At 72.1% G+C, this 22,426-nt stretch carries 23 protein-coding genes; 11 read left to right on the top strand and 12 right to left on the bottom strand.

Annotation, left to right across the window (positions count from 1 at the left end; translation table 11 throughout):
- The first annotated feature begins 43 nt into the window (after positions 1 to 43).
- On the top strand, positions 44 to 523 hold the full coding sequence (locus HAV39_RS02040) for a MarR family winged helix-turn-helix transcriptional regulator (RefSeq protein WP_191837405.1): 480 nt from the start codon (positions 44 to 46) through the stop codon (positions 521 to 523).
- Between the two features lie 52 nt (positions 524 to 575).
- Positions 576 to 947, top strand: coding sequence for a hypothetical protein (locus HAV39_RS02035; RefSeq protein ID WP_191837404.1), 372 nt, complete (start codon positions 576 to 578; stop codon positions 945 to 947).
- A 94-nt stretch (positions 948 to 1,041) separates the two neighbouring features.
- Here HAV39_RS02035 and HAV39_RS02030 read toward each other — a convergent pair whose 3' ends face one another.
- Entirely contained in the window at positions 1,042 to 1,188 is a 147-nt protein-coding gene (locus HAV39_RS02030) for a hypothetical protein (protein ID WP_155385753.1), read from the bottom strand.
- A 591-nt stretch (positions 1,189 to 1,779) separates the two neighbouring features.
- Between HAV39_RS02030 and HAV39_RS02025 the strand changes: the two genes are divergently transcribed.
- The gene (locus tag HAV39_RS02025) at positions 1,780 to 2,424 is read left to right on the top strand and encodes a SnoaL-like polyketide cyclase (RefSeq protein ID WP_191837403.1); all 645 of its coding nucleotides are present in this window, start codon (positions 1,780 to 1,782) and stop codon (positions 2,422 to 2,424) included.
- Between the two features lie 61 nt (positions 2,425 to 2,485).
- Here HAV39_RS02025 and HAV39_RS02020 read toward each other — a convergent pair whose 3' ends face one another.
- Entirely contained in the window at positions 2,486 to 3,238 is a 753-nt protein-coding gene (locus HAV39_RS02020; RefSeq protein WP_191837402.1) for an AraC family transcriptional regulator, read from the bottom strand.
- Between the two features lie 31 nt (positions 3,239 to 3,269).
- Positions 3,270 to 3,572 (bottom strand): putative quinol monooxygenase, encoded by a 303-nt coding sequence (locus HAV39_RS02015; protein WP_191837401.1) that lies wholly within the window; start codon positions 3,570 to 3,572, stop codon positions 3,270 to 3,272.
- A gap of 214 nt (positions 3,573 to 3,786) precedes the next feature.
- Between HAV39_RS02015 and HAV39_RS02010 the strand changes: the two genes are divergently transcribed.
- Positions 3,787 to 4,557, top strand: a complete 771-nt coding sequence (locus HAV39_RS02010; RefSeq protein WP_191837400.1) for a phytanoyl-CoA dioxygenase family protein — start codon at positions 3,787 to 3,789, stop codon at positions 4,555 to 4,557.
- A gap of 27 nt (positions 4,558 to 4,584) precedes the next feature.
- On the opposite strand, the gene HAV39_RS02005 is transcribed toward HAV39_RS02010, so the two are convergent.
- Both HAV39_RS02005 and HAV39_RS02000 read right to left on the bottom strand, forming a co-directional pair.
- Positions 4,585 to 5,316 (bottom strand): SMI1/KNR4 family protein, encoded by a 732-nt coding sequence (locus HAV39_RS02005; RefSeq protein WP_191837399.1) that lies wholly within the window; start codon positions 5,314 to 5,316, stop codon positions 4,585 to 4,587.
- Positions 5,317 to 5,435: 119 nt separating this feature from the next.
- On the bottom strand, positions 5,436 to 5,582 hold the full coding sequence (locus tag HAV39_RS02000; RefSeq protein WP_155385753.1) for a hypothetical protein: 147 nt from the start codon (positions 5,580 to 5,582) through the stop codon (positions 5,436 to 5,438).
- Between the two features lie 257 nt (positions 5,583 to 5,839).
- On the opposite strand from HAV39_RS02000, the gene HAV39_RS01995 reads away from it, so the two are divergent.
- The 4 genes from HAV39_RS01995 (at position 5,840) to HAV39_RS01980 (ending at position 13,609) form a co-directional block, all read left to right on the top strand.
- Entirely contained in the window at positions 5,840 to 6,253 is a 414-nt protein-coding gene (locus HAV39_RS01995) for a hypothetical protein (RefSeq protein WP_191837398.1), read from the top strand.
- Position 6,254: 1 nt separating this feature from the next.
- Entirely contained in the window at positions 6,255 to 8,756 is a 2,502-nt protein-coding gene (locus HAV39_RS01990; RefSeq protein WP_191837397.1) for a DUF4132 domain-containing protein, read from the top strand.
- A 125-nt stretch (positions 8,757 to 8,881) separates the two neighbouring features.
- Positions 8,882 to 12,715 carry a S8 family serine peptidase gene (locus tag HAV39_RS01985; protein WP_239120703.1) on the top strand — a complete coding sequence of 1,278 codons (3,834 nt, stop codon included), beginning with the start codon at positions 8,882 to 8,884 and terminating at the stop codon, positions 12,713 to 12,715.
- Between the two features lie 234 nt (positions 12,716 to 12,949).
- Positions 12,950 to 13,609, top strand: coding sequence for a hypothetical protein (locus HAV39_RS01980; RefSeq protein ID WP_191837396.1), 660 nt, complete (start codon positions 12,950 to 12,952; stop codon positions 13,607 to 13,609).
- On the opposite strand, the gene HAV39_RS01975 is transcribed toward HAV39_RS01980, so the two are convergent.
- The 4 genes from HAV39_RS01975 to HAV39_RS01960 form a co-directional block, all read right to left on the bottom strand.
- Positions 13,572 to 14,291: a sulfite exporter TauE/SafE family protein gene (locus HAV39_RS01975; RefSeq protein ID WP_239120702.1), complete on the bottom strand. Its 720-nt coding sequence runs from the start codon at positions 14,289 to 14,291 to the stop codon at positions 13,572 to 13,574. The genes HAV39_RS01980 and HAV39_RS01975 overlap by 38 nt on opposite strands.
- A gap of 166 nt (positions 14,292 to 14,457) precedes the next feature.
- Positions 14,458 to 15,654, bottom strand: a complete 1,197-nt coding sequence (locus HAV39_RS01970; RefSeq protein WP_191837394.1) for an NAD(P)/FAD-dependent oxidoreductase — start codon at positions 15,652 to 15,654, stop codon at positions 14,458 to 14,460.
- 92 nt (positions 15,655 to 15,746) lie between these two features.
- Entirely contained in the window at positions 15,747 to 16,691 is a 945-nt protein-coding gene (locus tag HAV39_RS01965; protein ID WP_191837393.1) for an RNA polymerase sigma-70 factor, read from the bottom strand.
- A 55-nt stretch (positions 16,692 to 16,746) separates the two neighbouring features.
- Positions 16,747 to 17,724: an HTH domain-containing protein gene (locus HAV39_RS01960; protein ID WP_191837392.1), complete on the bottom strand. Its 978-nt coding sequence runs from the start codon at positions 17,722 to 17,724 to the stop codon at positions 16,747 to 16,749.
- Between the two features lie 187 nt (positions 17,725 to 17,911).
- Between HAV39_RS01960 and HAV39_RS01955 the strand changes: the two genes are divergently transcribed.
- Positions 17,912 to 18,319 (top strand): low affinity iron permease family protein, encoded by a 408-nt coding sequence (locus tag HAV39_RS01955; RefSeq protein WP_239120701.1) that lies wholly within the window; start codon positions 17,912 to 17,914, stop codon positions 18,317 to 18,319.
- Between the two features lie 3 nt (positions 18,320 to 18,322).
- Here the strand turns inward: HAV39_RS01955 and HAV39_RS01950 are convergent, their stop codons facing one another.
- A complete protein-coding gene (locus HAV39_RS01950) occupies positions 18,323 to 19,372 on the bottom strand; it encodes a PHP domain-containing protein (RefSeq protein ID WP_191837550.1) in 1,050 nt (349 codons plus the stop codon).
- Positions 19,373 to 19,546: 174 nt separating this feature from the next.
- Here HAV39_RS01950 and HAV39_RS01945 point away from each other — a divergent pair, with 174 nt between their 5' ends.
- On the top strand, positions 19,547 to 20,074 hold the full coding sequence (locus tag HAV39_RS01945) for a hypothetical protein (protein ID WP_191837391.1): 528 nt from the start codon (positions 19,547 to 19,549) through the stop codon (positions 20,072 to 20,074).
- 113 nt (positions 20,075 to 20,187) lie between these two features.
- Positions 20,188 to 20,331, top strand: coding sequence for a GPGG-motif small membrane protein (locus tag HAV39_RS01940; RefSeq protein ID WP_191837390.1), 144 nt, complete (start codon positions 20,188 to 20,190; stop codon positions 20,329 to 20,331).
- 109 nt (positions 20,332 to 20,440) lie between these two features.
- Here the strand turns inward: HAV39_RS01940 and HAV39_RS01935 are convergent, their stop codons facing one another.
- The gene (locus tag HAV39_RS01935) at positions 20,441 to 21,643 is read right to left on the bottom strand and encodes a hypothetical protein (protein ID WP_191837389.1); all 1,203 of its coding nucleotides are present in this window, start codon (positions 21,641 to 21,643) and stop codon (positions 20,441 to 20,443) included.
- A 47-nt stretch (positions 21,644 to 21,690) separates the two neighbouring features.
- Entirely contained in the window at positions 21,691 to 22,368 is a 678-nt protein-coding gene (locus tag HAV39_RS01930; protein WP_191837388.1) for a TMEM175 family protein, read from the bottom strand.
- Positions 22,369 to 22,426: the final 58 nt, after the last annotated feature.

The raw sequence follows: 22,426 nt of genomic DNA, 5'->3' as shown, positions 1-22,426 counted from the left end.
ACCACAGTCATTGGTGCTCCCAACGATTAGTTAGGCTGGTCACATGGAGAACCCGATCGACCAGCCGCCCGCCAGGTGGGAGAACCTGCCCAGCTGGCTGCTCACCCAGACCGCCGGCCATGCGCACCGCCTGGTGACCGACGGGTTCTCGTCCGTCCACGCCCGCGGCTACTACTACCGCCTGCTCGCGACGCTGGAGGAGTTCGGCCCGGCCAGCCAGGCCACACTGAGCCGCCGCAGCGGCATCCATGTCAGCGACATGGTCGCGACGATCAACGAGCTCGCCGACGGTGACCTGGTCGAGCGCGCCCCGGACCCCTCCGATCGGCGGCGCAACATCATCTCGCTGACCGCCGCGGGCAAGCGGCAGCTGCGGCGACTGGAGAAGAAACTGGCCGAGTGCCAGGACGAGCTGCTGGCCCCGCTGTCACCGCAGGAGCGTCAGCAGTTGACCGAGCTGCTGTCCAAGCTGCTGGACCACCACCGGCGGCCCGCCGGCACTCCTGAAGAGCCGTGGCGCTGACCGCGGGCGCGCCGAAAAGCCGACGACCGGGTGTCGGTGCGATGCTGTGGCGGTGACCGACTCCGAGCAGGCGGACCTGCTCACGAGATTCGCGGCGGACGTCGACCCGCTCGCGCGGCGCGTCCTGGCTGCCGAGCGACTGTCGCAGGTGTGCGACCTCATTCGGGAGATGATGGGGCACTGCCTTCAGGCGCCGTACCTAGGGCATATGTGGGGCGCGGGGGAGCTCTACTCCATCTGGGGCGAACTCGACGACATCCTCGACGGTTGGCCCGTCGACCACGGCCCGGACACCGAAGCCGTCGCTGATCGCGAGCTCCGGCGCGCCGCGGGCGAGTGGCTGGACATGCCGCGAACCGGGGCCGGCATAAGGGATTACACATATCGGTGGCGGACTCGACTGACCGAGCGGACGTGGACCTGAGCCGGTCGGCCTCCGCCGGGACAGGCGCGCCGGACTTGGCGCAAAAGAACAGGCCCGGGGCCGTGGTGCGGCTCCCGGGCCTGTCTGGTCGTGCTCATCGTGCCGTGTGGTCACGCGCCTGGCGGCGCTTGCGGCCGTGACGGTGCAGCCTGTTGGCTACCCGCTCCTTCGCGGCCTCGTCGATGAGCTCTCGGTGATGCAACTTCGCGAGATCGAAGTACATCTCGGGTGATCCGAACATCGCAGACTCCTCAGTCCTTGACTCTGTGTCTTGCTGACGAGATGAATACTCCTCTCCAAACGATCCCGCCCCATCCGCAGCGACGGCGTATCTTGCCTGGCCGCCACCTACCTAGGGCCATGCCTAAGGCGCTCTAGGTATGCCTACACACGGTGACCGCGATCACCGCACCGACGCTGACACGTCCCTTTCGGAGTGATCTGCCGCAGGCGTCGGCAAGGCGTTGAGAACCCCGCCTGCGGGCTTCCATTGATGTCGCGGCGTCGATATCCTCACTGCGACTACCGAACGGGGGAGGTTCCGGTGGGCACTGACGCCTGCCAAGCGCGGACGCAGACAGGTGCCACGGCCGGGTGCCCAGGCGAGGGCACACCGTGCGACGCACCGGTGAGACGCATTCCAACGACGGCGACCGGATCCGCTGCCATCCGCGCGGGCGCTGGCTTCGAGACCGCACCGCCCGCGTCCACCCTGCGCCGACACGCACCGCCGGCGACCGCCCGTGGTCCGCGGCCGCATGACTCCTTTCCGGTTCGGGCAGGCGGCCGGCCTGCTGTCACCTCACCGTTCGTGAAAGGACGGGACCGCATCGTGTCTGAAACCCCACTGTGGCTGCAGGGCCGCACCGCCGTCATCGACGCCGCCGAAACATCGGCCTGGCGTGACGGCAAGACCCCCGACTACCACCTCTCCCACGAGGTCATGCCGGGCCAGCGCAGCACCCAGCACGCACCCGACTCGCTCGAAGCGATCGTGGAGAGCATCGTGCAGGTCTTCGAGATGGAGGTCTCCTACAAGAAGGACCCGGCCACCTGGGTGTCGATGGTGACCGAGCACTTCCGGACCAACGTCAACGGCGGGCCGTGGGCCAGCGCGCAGGACATCGCCGACATCGGCAGCTACAACATCCTCATCGGGGACAGCCCGTTCTACCGCAGCGGCCAGGAGTCCTTCGACTCCTCGCACCACATCTTCCACAAGGCGTTCCCGGGCGGGTTCTACTGGGAGGTCCTGGAGGTCATCAGCCCGCCGCCGGTCGTCACGTTCAAGTGGCGGCACTGGGGCGCGTTCGAGGGCGAGTACCACGGCCACCAGCCGGACGGCCAGACGATCGAGATGTTCGGGATCAGCGTGGCCAAGGTCAGCGACGACCTGAAGCTGCTGGAGGTCGAGCACTACTACGACCCGAACCAGTTCCTCGGCAAGCTCACGGGCGGCTGCCCCGTCGCGCACTGACGACACCCGGCGGGGCCGCCCGGCACCACCCGGGCGGCCTCGCCGCTGCCGGCCGAGCGGATCAGGGCCGGAAGCTCGCCCGATACTGGGTCGGCGTGCGGCCGGTCAGTTCGCGGAAGGCGGCGTTGAACGCCGACAGCGAGGTGTAGCCGACGGTGTGGGCGATCCAGGTGACCGGGGCGTCGCTCGCGGCGAGTTCCTCGATCGCGCGCAGCACCCGCATCCGGCGCAGGACCGCCTGCCAGGTCAGACCGGTCTCCTCCGCGAAGCGCCGGGCCAACGAGCGCGGCGCCAGGCCCACTTCGGCGGCGACGTCCTCGAAACGGACCTCCCCGCCGAGCTGCCGCTCGGTCGACTCGATCGCCCGGCGCAGTTCCGGCGACCGGCCCGCGGGCACGACGACGGCGCTCGGCCGTTCGGCCAGCTGCCAGGTCACCGCGGCGAGCGCCGCGAACAGGGTTTCGGCGTACGCGGTGAGGGGTTCGTCGCTCTCGCCCCAGGCGCCGCACTCGTCGACCAGCGCCCGGGCCAGGGGGTTGAGGTCGAACACGGTCAGCGGCGCGGGCGGCGGGGCGGTGAAGCCGGTGTCGAACAGCACCGACGCCGTGGTGACCGGCTGCGGGATGCTGACCTGGATCGGCCGGCCCGCCTCGATCAGGGCGGCCCGCGCCGGCGGCAGCAGCCACGCCTGGCCCTGCGCCTCCAGCCGGAGTGTGCCGGCGGAGGCGCAGAGCAGGTAGTGGCGGTCGACGCGGAGCTCACGAGCGGGCTCCGCGGGGAACGTGCGGACGAAGCTGTACGCCTCACGGGTCATCGGCGGCCTCGCACGGACACATCGTAGGCGGTCAGGCCACCGTTTCCAGCAGTTCGGCGTGGAAGCGGCGGCTCACCGGCGGCGCGGTCATCATCGGCCGGATCACCTCGCCGGAGCGGGCGAACGCCTCCGACGCCAGGTAGCGGGCGAACGACTCCTCGTCGGTCCACTCGTGCACGACGGTGATCGCGGACCCGTCCGCGCGGTCGGCGTAGACGCGGAAGGCGACGTTGCCCGCCATGGCGCGGACCCCTGCGCTCTCGCCGTCGAGCTGAGCGAGGGCGGCGGCGAGGTCGGCGGCGGCGGTGCGGAAATCGAGGATCGCGATGAGCATCGAGGAGACCTCCCAGGACGGTGGCGGCGGCTGCCGCTGCTGGATTCGATCCTCGCCGCGTTCGCGCCGGTCGGCCGCCGTCAGGCGGACACGTTCACGCTCGCATCGGACGCATCTCGCCAGCCGTGGACCGCGCCCGGTGGTCCGGACCGCGCCGACCAGCGCATCGAGAAATGGGGATGTCCGATGCGGGCCGGCTCGGCACACTGGTGCCGTGGACAGTCGTGAAGTCGAGCAGTTCGAGCGGGACGGGTACGTCGCCGTACGCGGTGCCGTCGCTCCCGACGTCGCCGCCGCCTGCCGGGACGCCATCTGGGCGGTGCTGGCCGAGCAGGGTGTGACCCGTGACCCGGCGACGTGGACGCGCCCGGTCGTCCGGGTCCTCTGCCCCGACGGCGGACCGTTCGAAGCCGCCGGCACGTCGCCCGCGCTGTGGTCGGCGTACGACACGTTGATCGGTCCCGGCCGGTGGGCACCGCGCCGTGGCGTCGGCGGCACGGTGCCGGTGCGGTTCCCGTCCGAGGAGTTCCCCGGCGACGCCGGCTGGCACATCGAGGGCAGCTACGAGGTCGACGGGCAGTACTGGGCGAACGTGCGCTCGCGGGCCCGCGGCCTGCTGGCGCTGTTCCTGTTCAGCGACGTGGGCGAGCAAGACGCGCCGACCCGGCTGGCGATCGGGTCGCACCTGGCGATACCGAGCATCCTGGCCCCGGCGGGCGAGGCGGGCATGGACGGGGGCGCGCCCATGGCGAGGGTACGTCCCTCGGTGCTGTGCCGCACCGTCGTGCACGCGACCGGCCGGGCCGGTGACGTGTTCCTGTGCCACCCGTTCATCGTGCACACCGCGACGTGGCCGCACCGCGGCACGACGCCGCGGATGATGGCCCAGCCGGCCGTGTACGTCGCGGACGGCTTCGCGATCGACGGCTCCGACCCGTCGCCGGTGGCCCGCGCGATCGTCGCCGGTCTGCACACGCAGCCCTGACCCGCGACCGGACCAGGGCGGACGGATTCACAGGCCGAACAGCGACCGCAGCTCGGCCTCGTGCCGTGGATCGGTGGTGGACACCACGACGTACAGCGCGATCTCGCCCGCGACCGCGATCAGGACCCGGGCCGCGCCGTCGAAGCGGTACATCGCGTCGCAGCCCTGGTTGCCGGCCCAGCTGTAGGTCGTCGGCAGCTCCTGGTAACGCTGTCGCAGCACGTCGAGCGCGTGCGGCGGCAGCGGCAGGTCGAACCCGGAGAACGCGTCGGCGGGCTCGCACGAGTCCCAGACCGAGGTCAGCAGGTAGTCGGAGAACCGGTCGGCGTACGGCATCAGGGTCACGTCGCGGTCGTCGGGATCGATGACCCACACCGGCGGGTCGTCGTCGGGGCCGGATGCGGCCCCCGGCAGCGGGAACAGCGGCTCGGTGCCGTCGGGCCACGGGGCGAGCCGGACGACCCAGTGGCAGCAGTACTGGCAGTCGGTCTCGGTGATGAGCCGGCCGTGGGCGAGATGGTCGATGCGGTCGCGGGGTTCGCCGAGTTCCGCGGTGGTCGTCAGGGGATTCTGCCGCCGCTCGGCGAGCCGGCGCTGCGCGGCGCCGACCGAATACCACTCCCGGACCGCCGCGGGCAGCCGCAGCCCCGAATGTCGCTCCAGGTCGTCCAGCCGCGCGACGAGCTCCGGCTCCATTTCGGGCCGCAGATCCATCAGCCGGTACGCGTCAGCGTGCCACCACCCGGAAGTCTTCGGCATCGCACGAGGTTAGCGGGCCGTACCGACGCTCGCGGGGCAGTCGTCGGGCCGGGGCCGGACGCCATACGAAAGAACAGGCCCGGGGCCGTGGTGCGGCTCCCGGGCCTGTCTGGTCGTGCTCATCGCGCCGTGTGGTCGCGCGCCTGGCGGCGCTTGCGGCCGTGACGGTGCAGCCTGTTGGCTACCCGCTCCTTCGCGGCCTCGTCGATGAGCTCTCGGTGATGCAACTTCGCGAGATCGAAGTACATCTCGGGTGATCCGAACATCGCAGACTCCTCAGTCCTTGACTCTGTGTCTTGCTGACGAGATGAATACTCCTCTCCAAACGATCCCGCCCCATCCGCAGCGACGGCGTATCTTGCCTGGCCGCCACCTACCTAGGGCCATGCCTAAGGCGCTCTAGGTATGCCTACACATGGTGACCGCGATCACCGCACCGACGCTGACACGTCCCTTTCGGAGTGATCTGCTGATGTCGGACGGCCCGGTTAGGGTCGGACCGTCTTAGGCGAGGAGGCATGTGGTGCGGGTTGAGGTGCGCAGCAGGATTCCCGGCGGGGAGCGCCTGCCCGATGTGCTCGTGCAACTGGCTCAGGAACAGACGACGGTGCGTGAGCTGATCCGTGCCGCCGTCGCCGAGCAGGTCCGGGCCTGGCAGGCGGACAGAATGCGCTGCCGCGCCCTGCTGGACCGGCAGTACCTCACCGACGACGACATCCGTGCCCAGGCCGCGACCGGAGTGGTGCGCCTGCCCGACCGGCAGCTCGCCGAACCTGACGTCGACGCCGAGGTGGGCCGCGCCTGGCGGGCGTTCGAGCGCGGCGCGTTCGCGCTGTTCGTCGGCGGTCGGCAGGTGGACCTGCTGGACGAGGAGATCGTGCTGCGCCTGGGCGAGCCGGTCGTGTTCGTGCGTCTCACCGCGCTGGTCGGAGGCTGACGTGCACCACCCCGTCCCGGACAGCTACCTGGAAGCGTTCGCCGAGGAGCGCGCCGCGCTGTGGCAGCGGGTCGAGCAGGTGCGCGCCGCGATCAAGGACGGTGACCTGGCACTGGTGCGCGAGCTGGGGCCGATCGTCCGCGAGCAGTTGCGCCGTGGCGACGACCGCGTCGGCGGCAACCTGGAGCGCCGCATTCCGGACCTCGACCAGGCGTTCAGCGACGCCTACGACGAGGCGTTCCCGCTCGCCCCCGACGCGGACCTGCGTACGGTGCTGGACACGCCCTGGCCGACGGCGTCTCGCGACGCGGCGCTACGGGCGCTGCTGGGATGCGCGGTCGGGGTCATCCCGCAGCTGGACGAGCCCGCCGACCGGTTCATCGCGGCCGGTGACGTCGCCGCGATGCGGGCTCTGGTGCTGACGCCGCTCGGCTGGCTGAACCGGCCCGCGGCGACCCGGCTGCTCGACGCCCTGCACGCCCACGACGCGCTCGACCGGAAGCTGGTCGAGCATGCCTTCACCGTGGACCGCTGGCTGGGCTACGCCATCGTGGGCCGGGACCCGGCGGGCGGTCCGCCGGGGCCGCCCGCGCCGTGCGCCGAAGGCGTGCGCCCGTACGTCGACGAGATGCTGTGGCGAATGACCTCGGCCGGGGTGCCCGACGACGAGCTGCCACAGGTGATCGTGCCGCGCGGGCTGCGGTTCATGCTGCGCGGGCTGGACTGGACAGGCGAGGAGAAGACCGGCCGGCGGCTCGGCGCGGCCGAACTGACCGAAGCCGAGCTGGCCGAGCTGGTCGCCCACCTGGCCGAGCACCCACCGGAGATCCGGCTGCGCGCCTTCCACCTGCGCCGGCCCGCGGGCGACGCGGAGGCGCTGCTGCCGGTGCTCGGCCTCGCCTCGGCGGCGGCGCTGCTGCGGGTCGTGGACCTGATCGAGGCGGGCGGGGTGGTCCGCCACGACCGCGAGTCGATCCTGGCGGCGGCCGAGGCGGCCGGACCCGACGCGACCGCCCGGCTGCTGGACCAGACACCATCCGAGCTGGTCAGCGCGGCACTGGGACGCAATCGCGCGGCGGTGCTCAAACGGGTCAAGAGCAACGCCCTGGCAGGCATCTCCGCGTACGGTCTGCTGCCGCTGGCGGACGGCGAGACGGTGCTCGACCGGTACACAGCGCTGCGTGAGGTCGCCAAGCGCGGGCCGAAGCTCGGTCCGAACCGGCGGCACAGCCACGCCGCCGCGGTCGAGGTCGCCCTGGAGCACCTGGCGCAGCTCGCGGGCCTGCCCGACGCGAGCCGCCTGGAGACCGACTGCGAGGTCCGTCTCGCGGACGACACCCCGCCGCCGTGGTCGATCGGCGACTACGCGGTCGCCGTGGTGATGGACGGCCCCGACCCGGTCATCACGGTGACGGGCAGCGGCAAGCCGCTCAAGACCGTGCCCGCGGCGGTGCGCGCCGACGCCCGCTACACGGCGAGCCGGGAATACCAGGACCTGCTGCGCGACCAAGCCCGGCGGCTGCGCACCGGCGTGATCGAACGGCTCGTCGCCACGGGCGCGGCGGTCACCCCGGACGAGCTGGCCGCGCTGCGGCGCCTGCCCGCGGGCGCGTCAATGCTGCCCGCACTGCTGTGGCGCGACCACAACGGCGCGGTCGGACTGCTCGACGACGTCGACACCACCGGCCCGATCACCGCCGTGCACTCCCACGACCTCTACGCCGACGGGCAGCTCGCCCACTGGCAGGCCGAAGTGGTGCGCCGCCGCCTGCGCCAGCCCGTCAAGCAGGCCTTCCGGGAGCTGTACGTGCTGACACCCGCCGAACGCGACACGGTCGACGCCTCGCGGCGTTTCGCGGGCCACACCGTCTCCGGCCGGGTCGCCGGGCAGCTGCTGGCGGGGCGAGGCTGGCGCACCCACCACCAGTACGCCGACCACCAGGCCACCCGCCCGGCAGGCGGCGGGCTGACGGCGGCCCTGCGCTGCGACTTCCACGGCCACTTCGGCATGGGCCACGTGGAGATCGGCGAGCTGCGCTTCCTGTCCGGACGCGACACCGTGCCGCTGGCCGAGGTGCCACCGATCGTGTTCTCCGAGGTCATGCGCGATCTCGACCTGGTCGTCTCGGTGGCGGGCACCGACCCGGCGCGGCTGGACTCCCCGGCCCGCGCGCAGAGCCGCGCGCAGGTGCTCACCGCGCTCATCGAGGACCTCGGCCTGCGCCGGGTCACCGTCGAGGGCACGGCCGCCGTGGTGCACGGCTCGCGGGCCGTCTACCGGGTGCACCTGACCAGCGGCAGCATCCACGTCGAGCCGGGCGGCTACCTGTGCGTGGTCCCGGACGGGTTCGGCGCCAAGCCGCACCGGCGGCTGTTCCTGCCGTTCGCCGACGACGATCCGATGACGAGCGTGGTGCTCAGCAAGGTGCTGCTGGTGGCCGAGGACGAGAAGATCACCGACCCGTCGATCCTGGCGCAGCTGGCGGTTCTCGGCTCGCGCTGAACCCGGCTGTCCCGGCGGTTTTCCGCCTGGCCGGACCTACCTCAGCCGGGTGCTCGTGCGTGGTGCGGCGGTGAACGCCGGTTGTCCACCTGGTGACATGTCGCCTTTGCGCAGCCCGCGCAGTGGTGACCTTGGACACGTCGCCGCTGAAGAATCCGATCAACTTCGCCGCGGCCAGCGGCGTTGATCGCGAGGAGCTGCACACGATGTGGTCACCCCTGGGCCGCGCCACCGCCGCCGGCGGTATGGCGGCCGTACTCACCTTCACCGTGGTCGCCACGGCGCAGCAGACCGCTGCCGCCGCGGCGTCCGCGCCGGACCGGACCGCGGCGACCCCGACGGCCGGTGCGCAGTCGGTCACGCTGATCACCGGTGACGTCGTCACCGTGAGCGACGCCGGCGGTGGCCGGCACACCGCCGCGGTGCGCCCCGCGGCCGGCCGTGAGCGGATCACCTTCCACACCGTGGAGGTGGACGGCGGGCTGCGGGTGCTGCCGTCCGATGTGGTGCCGTACGTGTCCTCCGGCGCGGTCGACGCCGACCTGTTCGACGTGGAGGAGCTGCTCGCCGCCGGCTACGGTGACGCCTCCGCGACCGGCTTGCCGCTGATCGTCCGCTATGCCGCGGGCGGTGCGAACGCCATGCGCGCCAGCGCCGACGTCACCGCGGTGCGCGACCTGCCCAGCATCGGCGGCGCGGCCGTGACCGCGGGCCGGGCCGGGCTCGCCGGGTTCTGGCGGGCCACCGCCCCGACGGCGCCGACCGCGGCCGGCGTGGTGTCCTCGGCCGGCCGCGCGCGGACCCACGACGAAGCCGGACGCCTCGGCGGCGGCATCGAGCGGATCTGGCTCGACGGCCGCGTCAAGGCCGCGCTGGACCGCAGCGTGGCCCAGATCGGCGCGCCCGCGGCCTGGGCCGCCGGTTACGACGGCAAGGGTGTCGACGTCGCGATCCTCGACACCGGCGTCGACGCGAACCACCCCGACCTGGTCGGGCGGATCGGCCAGGCCCGCAACTTTACCGACAGTCCCGACGCGGTGGACCGGCACGGGCACGGCACCCACGTCGCCGCGACCGTCGGCGGCACCGGCGCCGCCTCGGGCGGCACCCGCAAGGGCGTCGCACCGGCCGCGAACCTGCTGGTGGGCAAGGTGCTCAACGACGGCGGATCCGGCTACGAGTCGTGGATCGTCGCGGGCATGGAGTGGGCCGTCGAGTCCGGCGCCGAGGTCGTCAGCATGAGCCTCGGCGGCTCGGCCACCGACGGCCAGGACCCGATGAGCCTGGCCGTGGACCGGCTGACCGCCGCCAGCGGGACGCTGTTCGTCATCGCCGCGGGCAACGAGGGCAGCGAGTACAGCGTCGGCTCGCCGGGCGCGGCCGCGTCCGCGCTGACCGTCGGGGCCGTCGACCGCGACGACAACCTCGCCGACTTCTCCAGCCGAGGCCCGCGCCTCGGCGACGAAGGCCTCAAGCCCGAGATCACCGCGCCGGGCGTCGGCATCGTCGCGGCCCGCGCGGCCGGGACGTCGATGGGCACCGTGGTCGACGCGAACTACACGACCGCGTCGGGCACCTCGATGGCCACCCCGCACGTGGCGGGCGCGGCCGCGCTGCTGGCCCAGGCCCACCCGGGCTGGAAGGCCGGACAGCTGAAGAACGCCCTGGTCAGCACCGCCCGCGCCAATGCCGCGCTGACGGTCTACCAGCAGGGCGCGGGCCGGGTCGACCTGTCCCGGGCCGTCGCGCAGACCGTGTACGGCACCGCCACCGCCGACTTCGGCCTGCTCACCGTCGCGCCGTCGGCGCAGGTGGCGAGCCGTACGCTGACGTTCACCAACACCGGCAGCGCCGCGGTCACCCTCGACCTCAAGGTCGACGTGCGCAACCTCGACCGGGGCGTGGCGGAGACCGACGCGCTGACCACCGGCGTGTCCCAGGTGACCGTCCCGGCGGGCGGCACCGCCGACGTCAGCGCCACCCTCGACCCGGCCAAGCTGGACCGGGGCCGCCACAGCGGCGTCATCACGGCGACCGGCCCCGTCGGCGTCGCCCTGCGCACCGCCGTCGGCGTCACCATGACCGGCCCGCGCCACAAGGTGACCCTGCGGGCGATCGACCCGGCCGGAAACCCCGGCATGGCGCCGGTCGTGATGCTGCACGGCGAGGACAGCCGCTCCGACACCCTGACCTGGCTCGTCGGCAACGACGGCACCGTCGAGGTGGAGGAGGGCACCTACCTGCTGCAGGGCCTGATCGAACACGGCGCGCCCCTCGACGAGCAGGTCACCCTGATCACCGACCCGGAGCTGAAGGTCACCCGGGACATGACCGTCCTGCTCGACGCGCGCAAGGGCACCCCGATCCGCATCGAGACGCCCAAGCCCGCCGAGCAGCAGGCGATCCTCAGCTACTACGTGCACCGGGTGCACGGCAACGGCCGCAGCATCAGCCACGGCGTCATGCACTTCAGCACCGTGCAGCAGGTCAACGTGACCCCGACCAAGCTGGTCACGGCGGGCACGTACGAGTTCTCCTCGCGCTGGCAGCTGGTCGCGCCGCTGGTCCAGGCCCAGATCGACGGGGTCAAGGGCCCGCTCGACATCAACTTGCTGCACCTGTCGCCCGGCTACGACGGCCCGCGGCGGCTGAAGCTGGTCCGGGCCGGCACCGGCACCGCGCAGCAGCTCGCGGCGGCGCGCGTACGCGGCGCGGTAGCCCTGGTCGAGACCGCATCCGACCGCACCGAGCAGGACCAGATCGCGGCAGCGGCAGCGGCCGGCGCGGCGGCGATCGTCATCGTGCGCCCCGCCGACTGGTCGGCGTGGACGGTCTGGGAGCCGCAGGGCGAGCGGGAGCCGATCCCGGCCATGGTGGTCGCCTATGACGACGGGCAGCAGCTGCTGGCCCGCACCATGCGGTCCGGCGCGACGATCGACCTGACCGTGACCACGTTCAGCCCCTACCTGTACGACGTCTTCCACGTCGAGCACGGCCGCGTCCCGCAGCAGATCGTGCACCGGGTCACCGCCGCCAACTCGATGCGGATCGACACCCGCTACGCGCACAACGGCGGCGAGCCGTTCGCGCGGGAGCAGCGCTTCGGGTGGCGGCCGTGGCAGGACTACTCCTGGAACGACACGACCCGGTTCGTCGCGACGCCGTCGGTGCGCGAGGAGTGGGTGTCGGCCGGTGACTCGGTGTGGCAGCACCGGGTGCACCAGGAGTACCCGTGGGGCGGCTGGGGTCCGCTCGCCGGCGGCATCACCGACCAGCCGCGCAGCTACCGGCCGGGCCGTACGCGGGAGACGTGGTTCGGGCCGGTGGTCCGGCCGGCCGCGGCCGATGGCCTGCTGTCCACGCGGATGGGCGACGTGCTGTCGCTGCGGGTGCCCGAGTTCGTCGACGCCGACGGCCACGCCGGATTCCGGGAGGGCGACCAGGTCGCGGCCAAGCTGTGGCGCGACGGCGCTTTCGTGACCGAACTGCCCCACGCGATGGCCGACGTGGAGGTCCCGGCCGGCGCGGCCGGCTACCGGCTCCAGCTCACCACCGCGCGGGCGACCGCCGAGTGGGCGCGGGCGACCCGCACCGACACGACCTGGGAATTCCGGTCCGCGACGGTGCCGGGTGACAAGGGAGCGCCGTTGCCGCTGCTGCAGGTCGACTACCAGGTGCCGGCCGGGCTCGACGGGTCGGTCGCCGGTCGGCCGCACCCCGTCGGGATCGGGCTGCGCCATCAGGAAGGTCTGCCCACGCCGCGGCACACGACGCTGGTCGTCGAGGTGTCGTTCGACGAGGGCGCGAGCTGGCGGGCGGTGCGGGTGACCGGGCGCGGTGACGCGTACACCGCGCACCTCCCGGCCGGTGCCGGCAGCGTCTCGCTGCGGACCCGGGCCACCGACGGGGCGGGGAACACGGTCACCCAGACCGTCGTCCACGCGTACGACCTGCGCTAGCAGGACCGGATGGGCGTTCTCTGAGCGGGAGGGCGCCCATCCGCCTGAACTCCGCCGCCCCCCTGGTTCGTGCCGGGAGGTTTCTCGAGTCCGGCGACACTGTGCCACCCGCAGGTGTCGCCAACCCCAGCGGCGCATCCGAATGCTCGCGTCAGGGCCAGGGGGTCAGGCTTCTCCGGCTGGAAGATCCAATAATCCACGACGGTCGGCCTGAACTGCAGCCATGATGCACGGGTGACGAGCGACGAGACCTACGTGCTGGCGGGCTATGTGGCGGGTTACCGGTGGAAACCGCCGGCACAGGACTGGACGAAGCATCTCCCGGCCGCCGTTGTCAGCGTCAGCGAATGCCTGACCGATTTCCTTCCCGAGGACCAGGACACCCTCACCGCTCCATGGCATACAACTCTTCAGGACGCTGTCAATGCATCCCATCAGGCATCTGCGGGGGCAGGGGCCGCGCATGTACTGGCCGTGAGCATTCCGGCCTCAGCGGTCCTCGACCTAGCGGCCATGATCGAAAATTGGATCGGCGCCTACCCGCACCCGATCCTGTCGAACCTTACCCAGCCGAACTCTCCGGACGGTATCGTCCAGGGATTCGAGGTGCTCGGCTTCGAGACCGGCCGGTTCCACTCCTGGCTCTGCTACGACCTTCTCGGTGAGGCGATCGGCAAGCTCGACGTCTGCACGAACGACCACGGCCTACTGGATACTATCGCCGAAGCCCGGCAAGTCGCAGATGCGGCTAACAGCAACCGCGGCACACCGCAGGGAACCCCCGAAGAAGTCACGTGGTTTCCAGCGCTCATCACGGAGCACGACCGAAAGCGGCTGCCGGCGCGACGCTGTCCCGTCAGAGTCCGGCGAGGAACAGCAGTCCGGCGATCATGAGGCCGCCTTCGACGAGGTGTACGAACACCCTGTCACTGATCTTGCCGACGAGCCTCTTGCCGGCCCAGGCTCCGGCCAGAGTCGCGGGGATCAGAGCCACACCCAGCAGGAGGACCTGACCGGTGAGCAGATCACCGGCACCGTAGGCGGCGATCTTCGCGGAGTGCAGGGTCAGCGCGCACGCGGCCTCCGTGCCGAGGTAGGCGGCCCGGCGCAGGCCCTTGGCGAGGAAGAACGGTGCGGTGAGCGGGCCGACGGAGCCGAGCAGTGCGGAGCCGAAGCCGGAAACTGCCCCGACGGCGATGAACGCCCTGTCCGAGGGCGGCTTCGGGTGCGGATTCGCCCTCCGCCACACCACCACCGCCAGCAGGAAGACGCCCAGCAGCCGTGTGAGCGGGGACAGCGGCGCGTGCGCGAGGAGCAGCCCGGTGGCGACGGCCAGGGGCACCGCGCCGATGGCGAATCGGCCGATCAGCTGCCGGTCCAGTTCACTGCGGTTGAGCCAGACCCGCCCGGCGTTGCTGGACAGCTGCACGATCGTGAGCACCGGAACCGCGACCCGCAGTCCGAACAGGCCGGTGAACACCGGCAGCAGCAACACGCCCCCGCCGAAACCGGCGACCCCCGACAGCACCGCCAACGCGAACGCGGCCACTGAAGCCGACACCAGAGTCAGGACCACCGCCGCAGCTGCCCCCCACGAACCGGACCGTGGCGAATCCACGGTCAGTGGCCCGACCATCGCAGCTCATCATTGCCCCGGCAACGCCATTACCAGCTCCATGACCAGTGGACCGACGGCGGAGCGGACGGCCTCGCGTCGAGGCCGTCCGCACCGCGTTCGCGCGCTACGCCGTCGCCCTGGCGACCGACCCCGTCGCGGCCCGGTCCCGCGCGACGCGGTGGCGCCGGGTCGGCACGCCGAGCGTCGGGTTCGCCACGCCCCAGGCCGCGCCCTTGCAGATCACTTCCTTGTACGCGGCGGCGAGCCGCCCGGTGAGCACGGCCGACACGGCACGGTCGTCGGCGGTGACGTACTGGATCAGGCCTTCCTTGCGGCCCAGCGAGATGCACTGGTTGAAGTAGCGCAGGTGCGCGGTGGGGAGCTTGCCGCCGGTCAGGCGCGCCGCGATGCTGTCGGCGGCCTGCCATGCCATCGGGGTCCCCGAGGCGCACGACATCCGCAGCGGCTTGTCCCCGGCGCCCATCGCCATGGCCGCGTCGCCGACGGCGTAGACGTCCGGATGAGAGACCGAGCGCATGGTCCCGTCGACCACGATCTGACCGGTGCCGGTGACCTCCAGGGCGGTCGCCTGCGCGATCGGGTGGACGGCGAAGCCGGTGGTCCACACGGTGACCGCGGCCGGGATGGCCCTGCCGTCGGCGGTGGCGACGTGGTCGGCGGCGACGGCGCTGACGGCCGCGTGCTCGTACGCGGTGATCCCGAGCTTGCCGAAGACCTTGCCGAGGTGGTCGCGGCCCTTGGGGGAGAGCCAGCCGCCGAGGCCGCCGCGAGCGGCGAGCGCGACGTCGAGGTCGGGGCGGGCCTCGGCGATCTCGGTAGCCGCCTCCAGGCCGGTGAGGCCGCCGCCGACGATGAGCACGGTCTGCCCGGCGTCGAGGCGGGCCAGGCGTTCCCGCAGCCGGAGCGCTCCGGGGCGGCTGGCGATCTCGTACGCGTGCTCGGCGGTCCCGGGCACGCCCTGGGCGTTCCAGCCGCTGCCGAGGGCGTAGACGAGCGTGTCGTAGGCGAGCTCGTCGGCGCCGTCGGCGTCGGTGACCGCCACGGTCTTGCGGTCGACGTCGACCGCGGTGACCTTCGCGAGCCGCAGCTGGACGCCGGTGTCCGCGAACATCTCGGTGAACGGCCGGGGCTTGAGGTCCTGTCCGACCGCGACCTGGTGCATGCGGACGCGTTCGACGAAGTCGGGCTCGGCGTTGACGAGGGTGATGGCGGCGTCGTCGCGGTGCAGCCGCTTGGCGAGGCGGCCGGCGGCGATCGCGCCGGTGTATCCGGCGCCGAGGACGATGATGCGGTGCTGCATGTTCCTACTCCTGTCCGTCGCGGGTTCGCCTCTTGAACCGGACGGCCCGCCGTTTCCTGACAGGTATCGCTGTGAAGCACCTCACAGCCTGGTCAGAAAGCGTTGAACAGGGGTTTTCCGTGGTCGACCGTCGCCCAGTGCGCGGTCGCGCGGGCGAGCTTGTCAGGGTTGACCTGGTTGCGGAACGCGGCGATGCCCTCGGCGGTGACCTCCAGGCACATGATGCCGACGACCCGGCCGTCCAGGACCGCCACCACCGCGGGGCCGCCGTTGGCCGTCGAGGCGTGGACCTCCGGTGAGCCGCCGACGATGGCCCGCTTGGCCTCGGCAGGTTTGAACAGGCCCCAGAGGAACTTCGCGACCGCGACGGCACCCTCGAACGCCCTGGCACGGGCCGGGACCTTGCCGCCGCCGTCGCCGATCGCGATGGCGTCGGCGGTGAGCAGGCGTATGAGCGGCTCGGTCCGGCCGCTGGTCGCCGCAGCCAGGAACTCCTCGACGATGCGCCGTGCGGCGGCCTCGTCGATCTCGGTGCGGGCCTTGCCGTCCGCGACGTGCTGCTTGGCGCGGTGGAAGATCTGCTGGCTCGCGGCCTCGGTGAGGTCGAGGATCTCGGCGATCTCCCGGTGCGGGTAGTCGAAGGCCTCGCGCAGCACGTACACGGCGCGCTCGTTGGGGGACAGGCGTTCCAGGAGGGTGAGGACCGCGTAGGAGACCGACTCGCGCTGCTCGGCGGTGTCGGCGGGGCCGAGCATCGGGTCGCCGCCGAGCAGCGGCTCGGGCAGCCACTCGCCCACGTAGGACTCGCGGCGCGCCCGCGCCGAGGTGAGCTGGTTGAGGCACAGGTTGGTGAGGACCTTCGTCAGCCAGGCCTCGGGGACCTCGATGCGGTCGACGTCGGTGGCCTGCCAGCGCAGGAACGTCTCCTGCACGGCGTCCTCCGCCTCGGCGGCGGAGCCGAGCAGGCGGTAGGCCACGGCCTCCAGGCGGGGCCTGGCGGCCTCGAACCGGTCGACGTCCTCCGCGGTCAACGGCATGGCCCGATCCTAGCCAGCGGCACGACCGGGCCGCCGCGACGGGCTTGTGCCCTCGTCAGAGCCAGCCGTGGCGGGCGGCGTGGTAGGCCAGCCCGGGGCGGGTGTCGACGCGGGCCAGCGCCATCAGCCGGTCGAGTCGGCGTTGGACGGTGCGTCGGCTGACGCCGAGCTGGGAGGCGATGGCCTTGTCGGGCAGGCCGCCGATCATCAGGGACAGCACGTACAGCTCGGCGTCGTCGGGGGCGTCGGCGGTCGCGGTGTCGGCCTCGCCGGGGGCGTGGACCGGGGTGGCCATGGCCCAGTAGGCGTCGAACAGCGCGGTGAGGGCGTTGAGCAGCTCGCTCGGGCCGATCACGGCGGCGGTGGTCTCGCCGCCGCCCGTCTCGCGGACCAGCGGGCAGATCGCGGTGGTGCGGTCGGCGATGGCGACCCGGATCGGCAGGCTGGGCAGGATCCGCGCCTGCTGGCCGAGCCGCACGCCGGCCAGTGCGTTGTCCAGGACGCCGGGGGAGCCCAGGAACTCGCGGTCGTAGATCACCTGGTAGCGCACCCCTCGGCGCAGCGCGTCCAGCTCGGCCGTGTTCTCGCCGCTGGGCAGCGCCACCGGGTTGGACCGGCAGAACCAGAGCATCTCCTCGCGCGCGCTGTCCTGCAGCTGCTGCAACCGGTCGCGCAGCGCGCCGCCGCCGATGATCACCTCTACCAGGTGGTCGGCCTCCGACCGGCGCACCCCGGCCCGGTATTCGTCGTTCAGCTCGGCGACCAGCTGCCGCGCGCGTTCCAGGGCCTCGTGGCGGCGCAGCAGCTGGTTGCCCAGGGCGACGGCGGGCGGCAGGGGCCGGAACACGGTGTCCTCGCCGGGCTGCGTCGCCGCCAGGCCGCGGGCCCGCAGCGCGTACAGCACCCCGGTCGCCTCGGCGAGCGACAGGGTGGTGAGCGCGGCGAGCTCGTCCGGCCGGGCCCGGTCCAGTTTCACCAGGATGCGGTAGGCGTGTTCTTCCAGCGTGGGGAGCAACTCCAGCTCGTCAGGCATCGTGCGGGCACCTCCGATGTGCGGATCTTGCGGGTTGACCACCGGTACTGACCTTCGCGGGTAGCTCGCGGTTCCCTGCCGCGGATCCGGACTTTCGGTGTGTTCCGGAACCGGGCCGCGGTGCGGGCATGGAATGCGCCGCGGGCGGGCAATACCCGGTTGTGTCGCGACGACGGGAGGGACGGTCATGACCGGACGCAAGGGGGACATGCCTTCATCGGTGTCCGGTAAGGACATGTCGCCGTTCGATCACTTCGCGGAGGCGGCCAGCACCTTCGCGTCGAAGGCGTGGTTCTTCGCGCTGTGCGTGCTGCTGATCCTGGTCTGGGCGCCGTCGATCGTGTTCATCGGCAAGGTCGACACCTGGCAGCTGATCATCAACACGGCGACGACCATCGTGACGTTCCTGATGGTGGCGCTGCTGCAGAACAGCCAGACCCGAGCCAACGAGGCGGTGCAGCACAAGCTCAACGCGATCGCCGACGGGCTGGCCGACCTGATGGAGGCCCAGAGCAAGGAAAACGAGCAGCTGGTCCAGGACATGGTGGAGCTGCGCGACGCGGTCGGCCTGGAGCACCGGGAGGGCACCCGCTGAGGGTCAGGACCGCTCGCGGCGGGTCCAGGCCAGCAGCCGGTCCAGCGGCCAGGTGTTGACCACCCGGTCCACCGGCACGCCGCAGCGCGCGGCCCGCTCGCAGCCGAAGCGCAGCCAGTCCAGCTGCACGCTGTAGTGAGCGTCGGAGTCGATGGCGAACAGGCAGCCCGCCTCGACGGCCAGCCGCAGCAGCCGCTTGGGCGGGTCCAGCCGGTCCGGGCGGGAATTGATCTCGACGGCGACGCCGCGGTCCGCGCACGCGGCGAAGACGACCTCGGCGTCGAAGGTGCTCTCCGGCCTGGTCTCGGTGGCGGTGCCGCCGCCCGCACGCCGCAGCACGCGGCCGGTGCAGTGGCCCAGGATGTCGGTGTGCGGGTCGGCGACGGCGGCGAGCATCCGCGGCGTCATCACCTCGGTCGGGGCGCGCAGCTTGCTGTGCACGCTGGCCACCACGACGTCGAGGCGGCCGAGCAGCTCGTCGGTCTGGTCCAGCGACCCGTCGTCGAGGATGTCGACCTCGATGCCCGACAGCAGGCGGAAGCCGTCGGAGTAACCGGCGTTGAGGCGTTCGACCTCGGCAAGCTGATCTTCCAGCCGCTGCGCGGTCAGGCCGCGGGCGACGGTGAGCCGGGGCGAGTGGTCGGTGAGCACCAGGTACTCCCGGCCCAGGGCACGGGCGGCGTCGGCCATCGCGGCGATGGGCTCGGCGCCGTCGGACCAGTCGGAGTGGCTGTGGCAGTCGCCCCGCAGCGCGCTGTGCAGCGCCTCGACGGCCTCGTCGAGGGGCCGGTCCGCGGTGGCCAGCATGCGGCGCAGGTAGACGGGCTCCTCCCCGGCCAGGGACTCGGCGACGCAGCGGGCGGTCACCTCGCCCAGCCCGGGCAGTTTGGCCAGGGTGCCCTGGGCGGCGCGCTCGGCCAGCTCGGCCGGGTCCGTGTCGGCGACGGTCTGCGCGGCCCGGCGGAAGGCCCGGATGCGATAACCGGCCTCCCCGGCGCGCTCCAGCTCCACGGCGATGGCCAGCAGGTCGGCGGCGGGGTCCCGGTTCACCACCGAGTTGTACCCCGTCGTATCGGACATGTCACATCCTTGCGGCCCGCTGAGCGTACGCAATCAAGATCATGGAAGGTTGCCCGGCCTGGTGGTGGCTAACATTGCTGATCCTCGCTGGCCCCAGCGAGGCAGGCCGCACCGCCGCGGCCTCGTGCCACCCCGAATGAGGTAGTCGTGACCGCAGGCCTGGCCCCCGTCATCGCCGCCACCACCCACTGGCTGACCCGGGCATACCCCTCCGACGGCGGACCGGCCCAGGCGGCCCGGCTGCTCGCGCAGGCGCGCCAGGCCGCCACCGTGGCCGCCTGGCTGCGCTACCCGACGTCGCTGGACGCCGGGCTGCTGGCGATGGTCGGCACGGGCGGCTCCGGCGGGCTGGACCGGGTCATGCGCCGCGACGAGCACGTCGAGGACGACGCCAACGACCGCATCTGGCGGGGCTGGGTCGACGAGATCGTCGCCAGCTGGGCGGCGTGCCTGCTGTCCGACCCGCGCCTGGCCGCCGACGCGGTCGCCGCGACCGCCGACTGCGAGCACGCAGAGGCCGGTCCGCGCGACTTCGGCCGCCTCACCACGCCCGACGCCGAGGACAGCCGCGCCGCCGCCCTGCTGCGCCACCCGGACCTGGTCGCCCCGGTCGCCAACATGCACCGGGCGAACCTGATCGAGCGCCTGCGCCTCGACCCCGTCGAGGTCGGCTGACCGGGCGAATGCGCCGCACGGACGCCCGTTCGGTTTGACACGTTTGACCCTGGGGTACCCGGAATGTCATGCGGGCCCGACCGGGGTCGGCAGGTCACCCGAGGGAGCAAGAGATGGCCACGCTGCTGTGGATTCTCGCGGTCGTGCTGGTGGTCGCGGGAATCTTCGCCCTGATTCGCAAGGAAATACTCTGGGGCATCGTGCTGATCGTCGTGGGCCTGCTGGTGGGCCCGGGAGGCGTCAGCATCTTCACCTGAGCCCGTCCGCTCGCATCGGACCGCTTCGCGCTGTTCGGTCCGATGCGAGCGGGGCATGCGGTGTGGGCGCGAAAGGCCTCCGCGGGGAGGTTCGTCACGTGCTCGGTGATCAGTCGACGGCGTGGGCGCGCAGCTGCTCCATGACCGCCGGGGCGGGCCAGTCGCCGACCTGGTAGCGAGCCGGTGCGAGCAGCGGCTCGGGCGTCAGCTCGACGAGCCGGGCGACCTCGCGCCACGGCACGCGGCCCCAGGCCTCGCCGTCGCGGACGAAGGAGACGAAGTCGGCCTCCGGCAGCAGCGAGGTGATGCCGTCGGTCCAGGTGGTGACGGTGATCGCGGGCTCGTCGGGGCGGGCCGCGGCGATGAGGGACGCCACGAACACATCGATGCCGTGCTCGGCGTACTGGGCGGACAGCCAGCGGGTCTGCGCGCCGTACTCGTGGTGGGCGAGCACGACCGCGGCCCGCCGGGCGGGCACGTGGTCGGGGTGGCCGGGCGGCGGCGCGTACGCGGTGACCCGGCCGCGCTCGTCGGCGATGTAGCCGACCGGTGAGATCCCGCGGGTGGCCTCGTTGAACTCGTTCTCGATGAGGGAGAACAGGCCTGGCATGCCGCCCTCGCCGAGCGGGCACAGCAGCACCGTGTTGACGTCGGGCACGAAGGCGACGACCTGGGCCTGCATCGCCTCGCTGATCCCGGCGAGCCAGCCGGGCGCCAGCAGCAGCGAGGTGAAGTAGCCGTCACCGGTGTCGACCATGCGGACCAGCGCGCCGGCGTCCGGCCAGGCGCGGCTCAGTGAGCGCTCGGCGATGTGCTGGAGGTTCTGGCGGGCCGCGGCGAAGACTTCGTCGGCGGTGACCTTCCAGTCGTCGAGGCGGGGCGGGGTCACGTAGGCCATGGACTCGGGACGGTCGACCACGACCAGTTCGCGCAGGTGTGGCAGGGCCGCCCGGGACAGCGGCGGCACCATGCCCATCGGGCCGCCCTGCCCGAACGTCGCCGCGCGCAGCACCGGCCGCAGCCGGGGGCGCACCTGATCCCAGGTCTCGTCCTCGTGCGGGGTCATGATGATGCGAACGAGCTGCGTGATCCGGGCGTGCCGGGCGGACGTCCCGGCGCCCTCGCATTCGGCGAAGACGTTCGCCAGGTAGATCCACACCGGGCCGGTGGCGCCGTCACGCCAGGCCGCGATGGCGAACCTGCCCGCGTCGTAGCTCGCCCGCCGGACCCCCGGAGCCTGCCGGGTGATCCGGAGCGCCTCGGCCGCGAACCTGTCCCGGGGCGATCCGAACAACCTTCCCAGCAATCCCATGGCGGCCAACGTAGTGGATGGCTGTCGGCCGCGTGGGCCCGGCCAGGTCAGGTCGGCCTGGACTGCCGATGCGGCTGCGCCGGCGGGGCGGTCTCGTGCGGCGAGCGAGCCGGGGCGGCCTCCCGGGCCTCATGCTCGCGGAACATCCGGTCGATGCGCGGGTCGGGCACCACCCACATGATCACGACGGTGACGAAGCAGGCCAGTGCGATCCATACGCCGAGACGGCCGCCGATGACCAGGGCGCTGAGGATACCGCCGACGTCGAGCACCAGGGAGATCTTGCCCTTGCGGTCGTCGCCGACGGCCCGGCGCAGTGGCGAGTCCGGTCCCTGGTGCCGGATGATCACCGTCTGGAGCACGACGTAGGCCAGTGCCGAGGCGAGCAGGTTCAGTCCATAGACGACAACCGGGACCTGCTCGAATCCCGACTCGTCCACCCAGGCCGTCGTGAACGGGAACAGCGACAGGCAGAACAGCAGCGCCAGGTTCGCCCACTGCACACCGCCGCTGACCCGCTGCACCAGGTGGAACATGTGGTGGTGGCTGTTCCAGTAGATGCCCACGTACACGAAGCTGAGCAGGTACGTCAGCAGCCCGGTGCCGCTCGAGTGGAGGAAGGCCGAGAGGTCGTGGCCCTCCGGCACCTTCAGCTCCAGCACCATGATCGTGATGATGATGGCGAGCACTCCGTCGCTGAACGCCTCCAGCCGACTGGCTTTCACCGTGTCACCGCCTTTCTTGCCGCTGTCGCCGGGTGGAGGGGGTGAGGCCTCGGGGAGG

Origin of the sequence: Catellatospora chokoriensis (assembly GCF_011297315.1) — a bacterium.
Lineage (GTDB): Bacteria > Actinomycetota > Actinomycetes > Mycobacteriales > Micromonosporaceae > Catellatospora > Catellatospora citrea.
The sequence above is the reverse complement of the archived record's forward strand: the minus strand, read 5'-3'. Positions and strand labels throughout refer to the sequence as shown.

What these genes read in the sequence shown, in the direction of transcription:
- HAV39_RS01965 (WP_191837393.1), bottom strand. Translation starts at nt 16,691, where the DNA reads ATGCCGTTGACCGCGGAGGACGTCGACCGGTTCGAGGCCGCCAGGCCC.
- HAV39_RS02040 (WP_191837405.1), top strand. Translation starts at nt 44, where the DNA reads ATGGAGAACCCGATCGACCAGCCGCCCGCCAGGTGGGAGAACCTGCCC.
- HAV39_RS02005 (WP_191837399.1), bottom strand. Translation starts at nt 5,316, where the DNA reads ATGCCGAAGACTTCCGGGTGGTGGCACGCTGACGCGTACCGGCTGATG.
- HAV39_RS01935 (WP_191837389.1), bottom strand. Translation starts at nt 21,643, where the DNA reads ATGGGATTGCTGGGAAGGTTGTTCGGATCGCCCCGGGACAGGTTCGCG.
- HAV39_RS01960 (WP_191837392.1), bottom strand. Translation starts at nt 17,724, where the DNA reads ATGCCTGACGAGCTGGAGTTGCTCCCCACGCTGGAAGAACACGCCTAC.
- HAV39_RS01940 (WP_191837390.1), top strand. Translation starts at nt 20,188, where the DNA reads ATGGCCACGCTGCTGTGGATTCTCGCGGTCGTGCTGGTGGTCGCGGGA.
- HAV39_RS01955 (WP_239120701.1), top strand. Translation starts at nt 17,912, where the DNA reads ATGACCGGACGCAAGGGGGACATGCCTTCATCGGTGTCCGGTAAGGAC.
- HAV39_RS02000 (WP_155385753.1), bottom strand. Translation starts at nt 5,582, where the DNA reads ATGTTCGGATCACCCGAGATGTACTTCGATCTCGCGAAGTTGCATCAC.
- HAV39_RS02015 (WP_191837401.1), bottom strand. Translation starts at nt 3,572, where the DNA reads ATGCTCATCGCGATCCTCGATTTCCGCACCGCCGCCGCCGACCTCGCC.
- HAV39_RS02030 (WP_155385753.1), bottom strand. Translation starts at nt 1,188, where the DNA reads ATGTTCGGATCACCCGAGATGTACTTCGATCTCGCGAAGTTGCATCAC.
- HAV39_RS02020 (WP_191837402.1), bottom strand. Translation starts at nt 3,238, where the DNA reads ATGACCCGTGAGGCGTACAGCTTCGTCCGCACGTTCCCCGCGGAGCCC.
- HAV39_RS01970 (WP_191837394.1), bottom strand. Translation starts at nt 15,654, where the DNA reads ATGCAGCACCGCATCATCGTCCTCGGCGCCGGATACACCGGCGCGATC.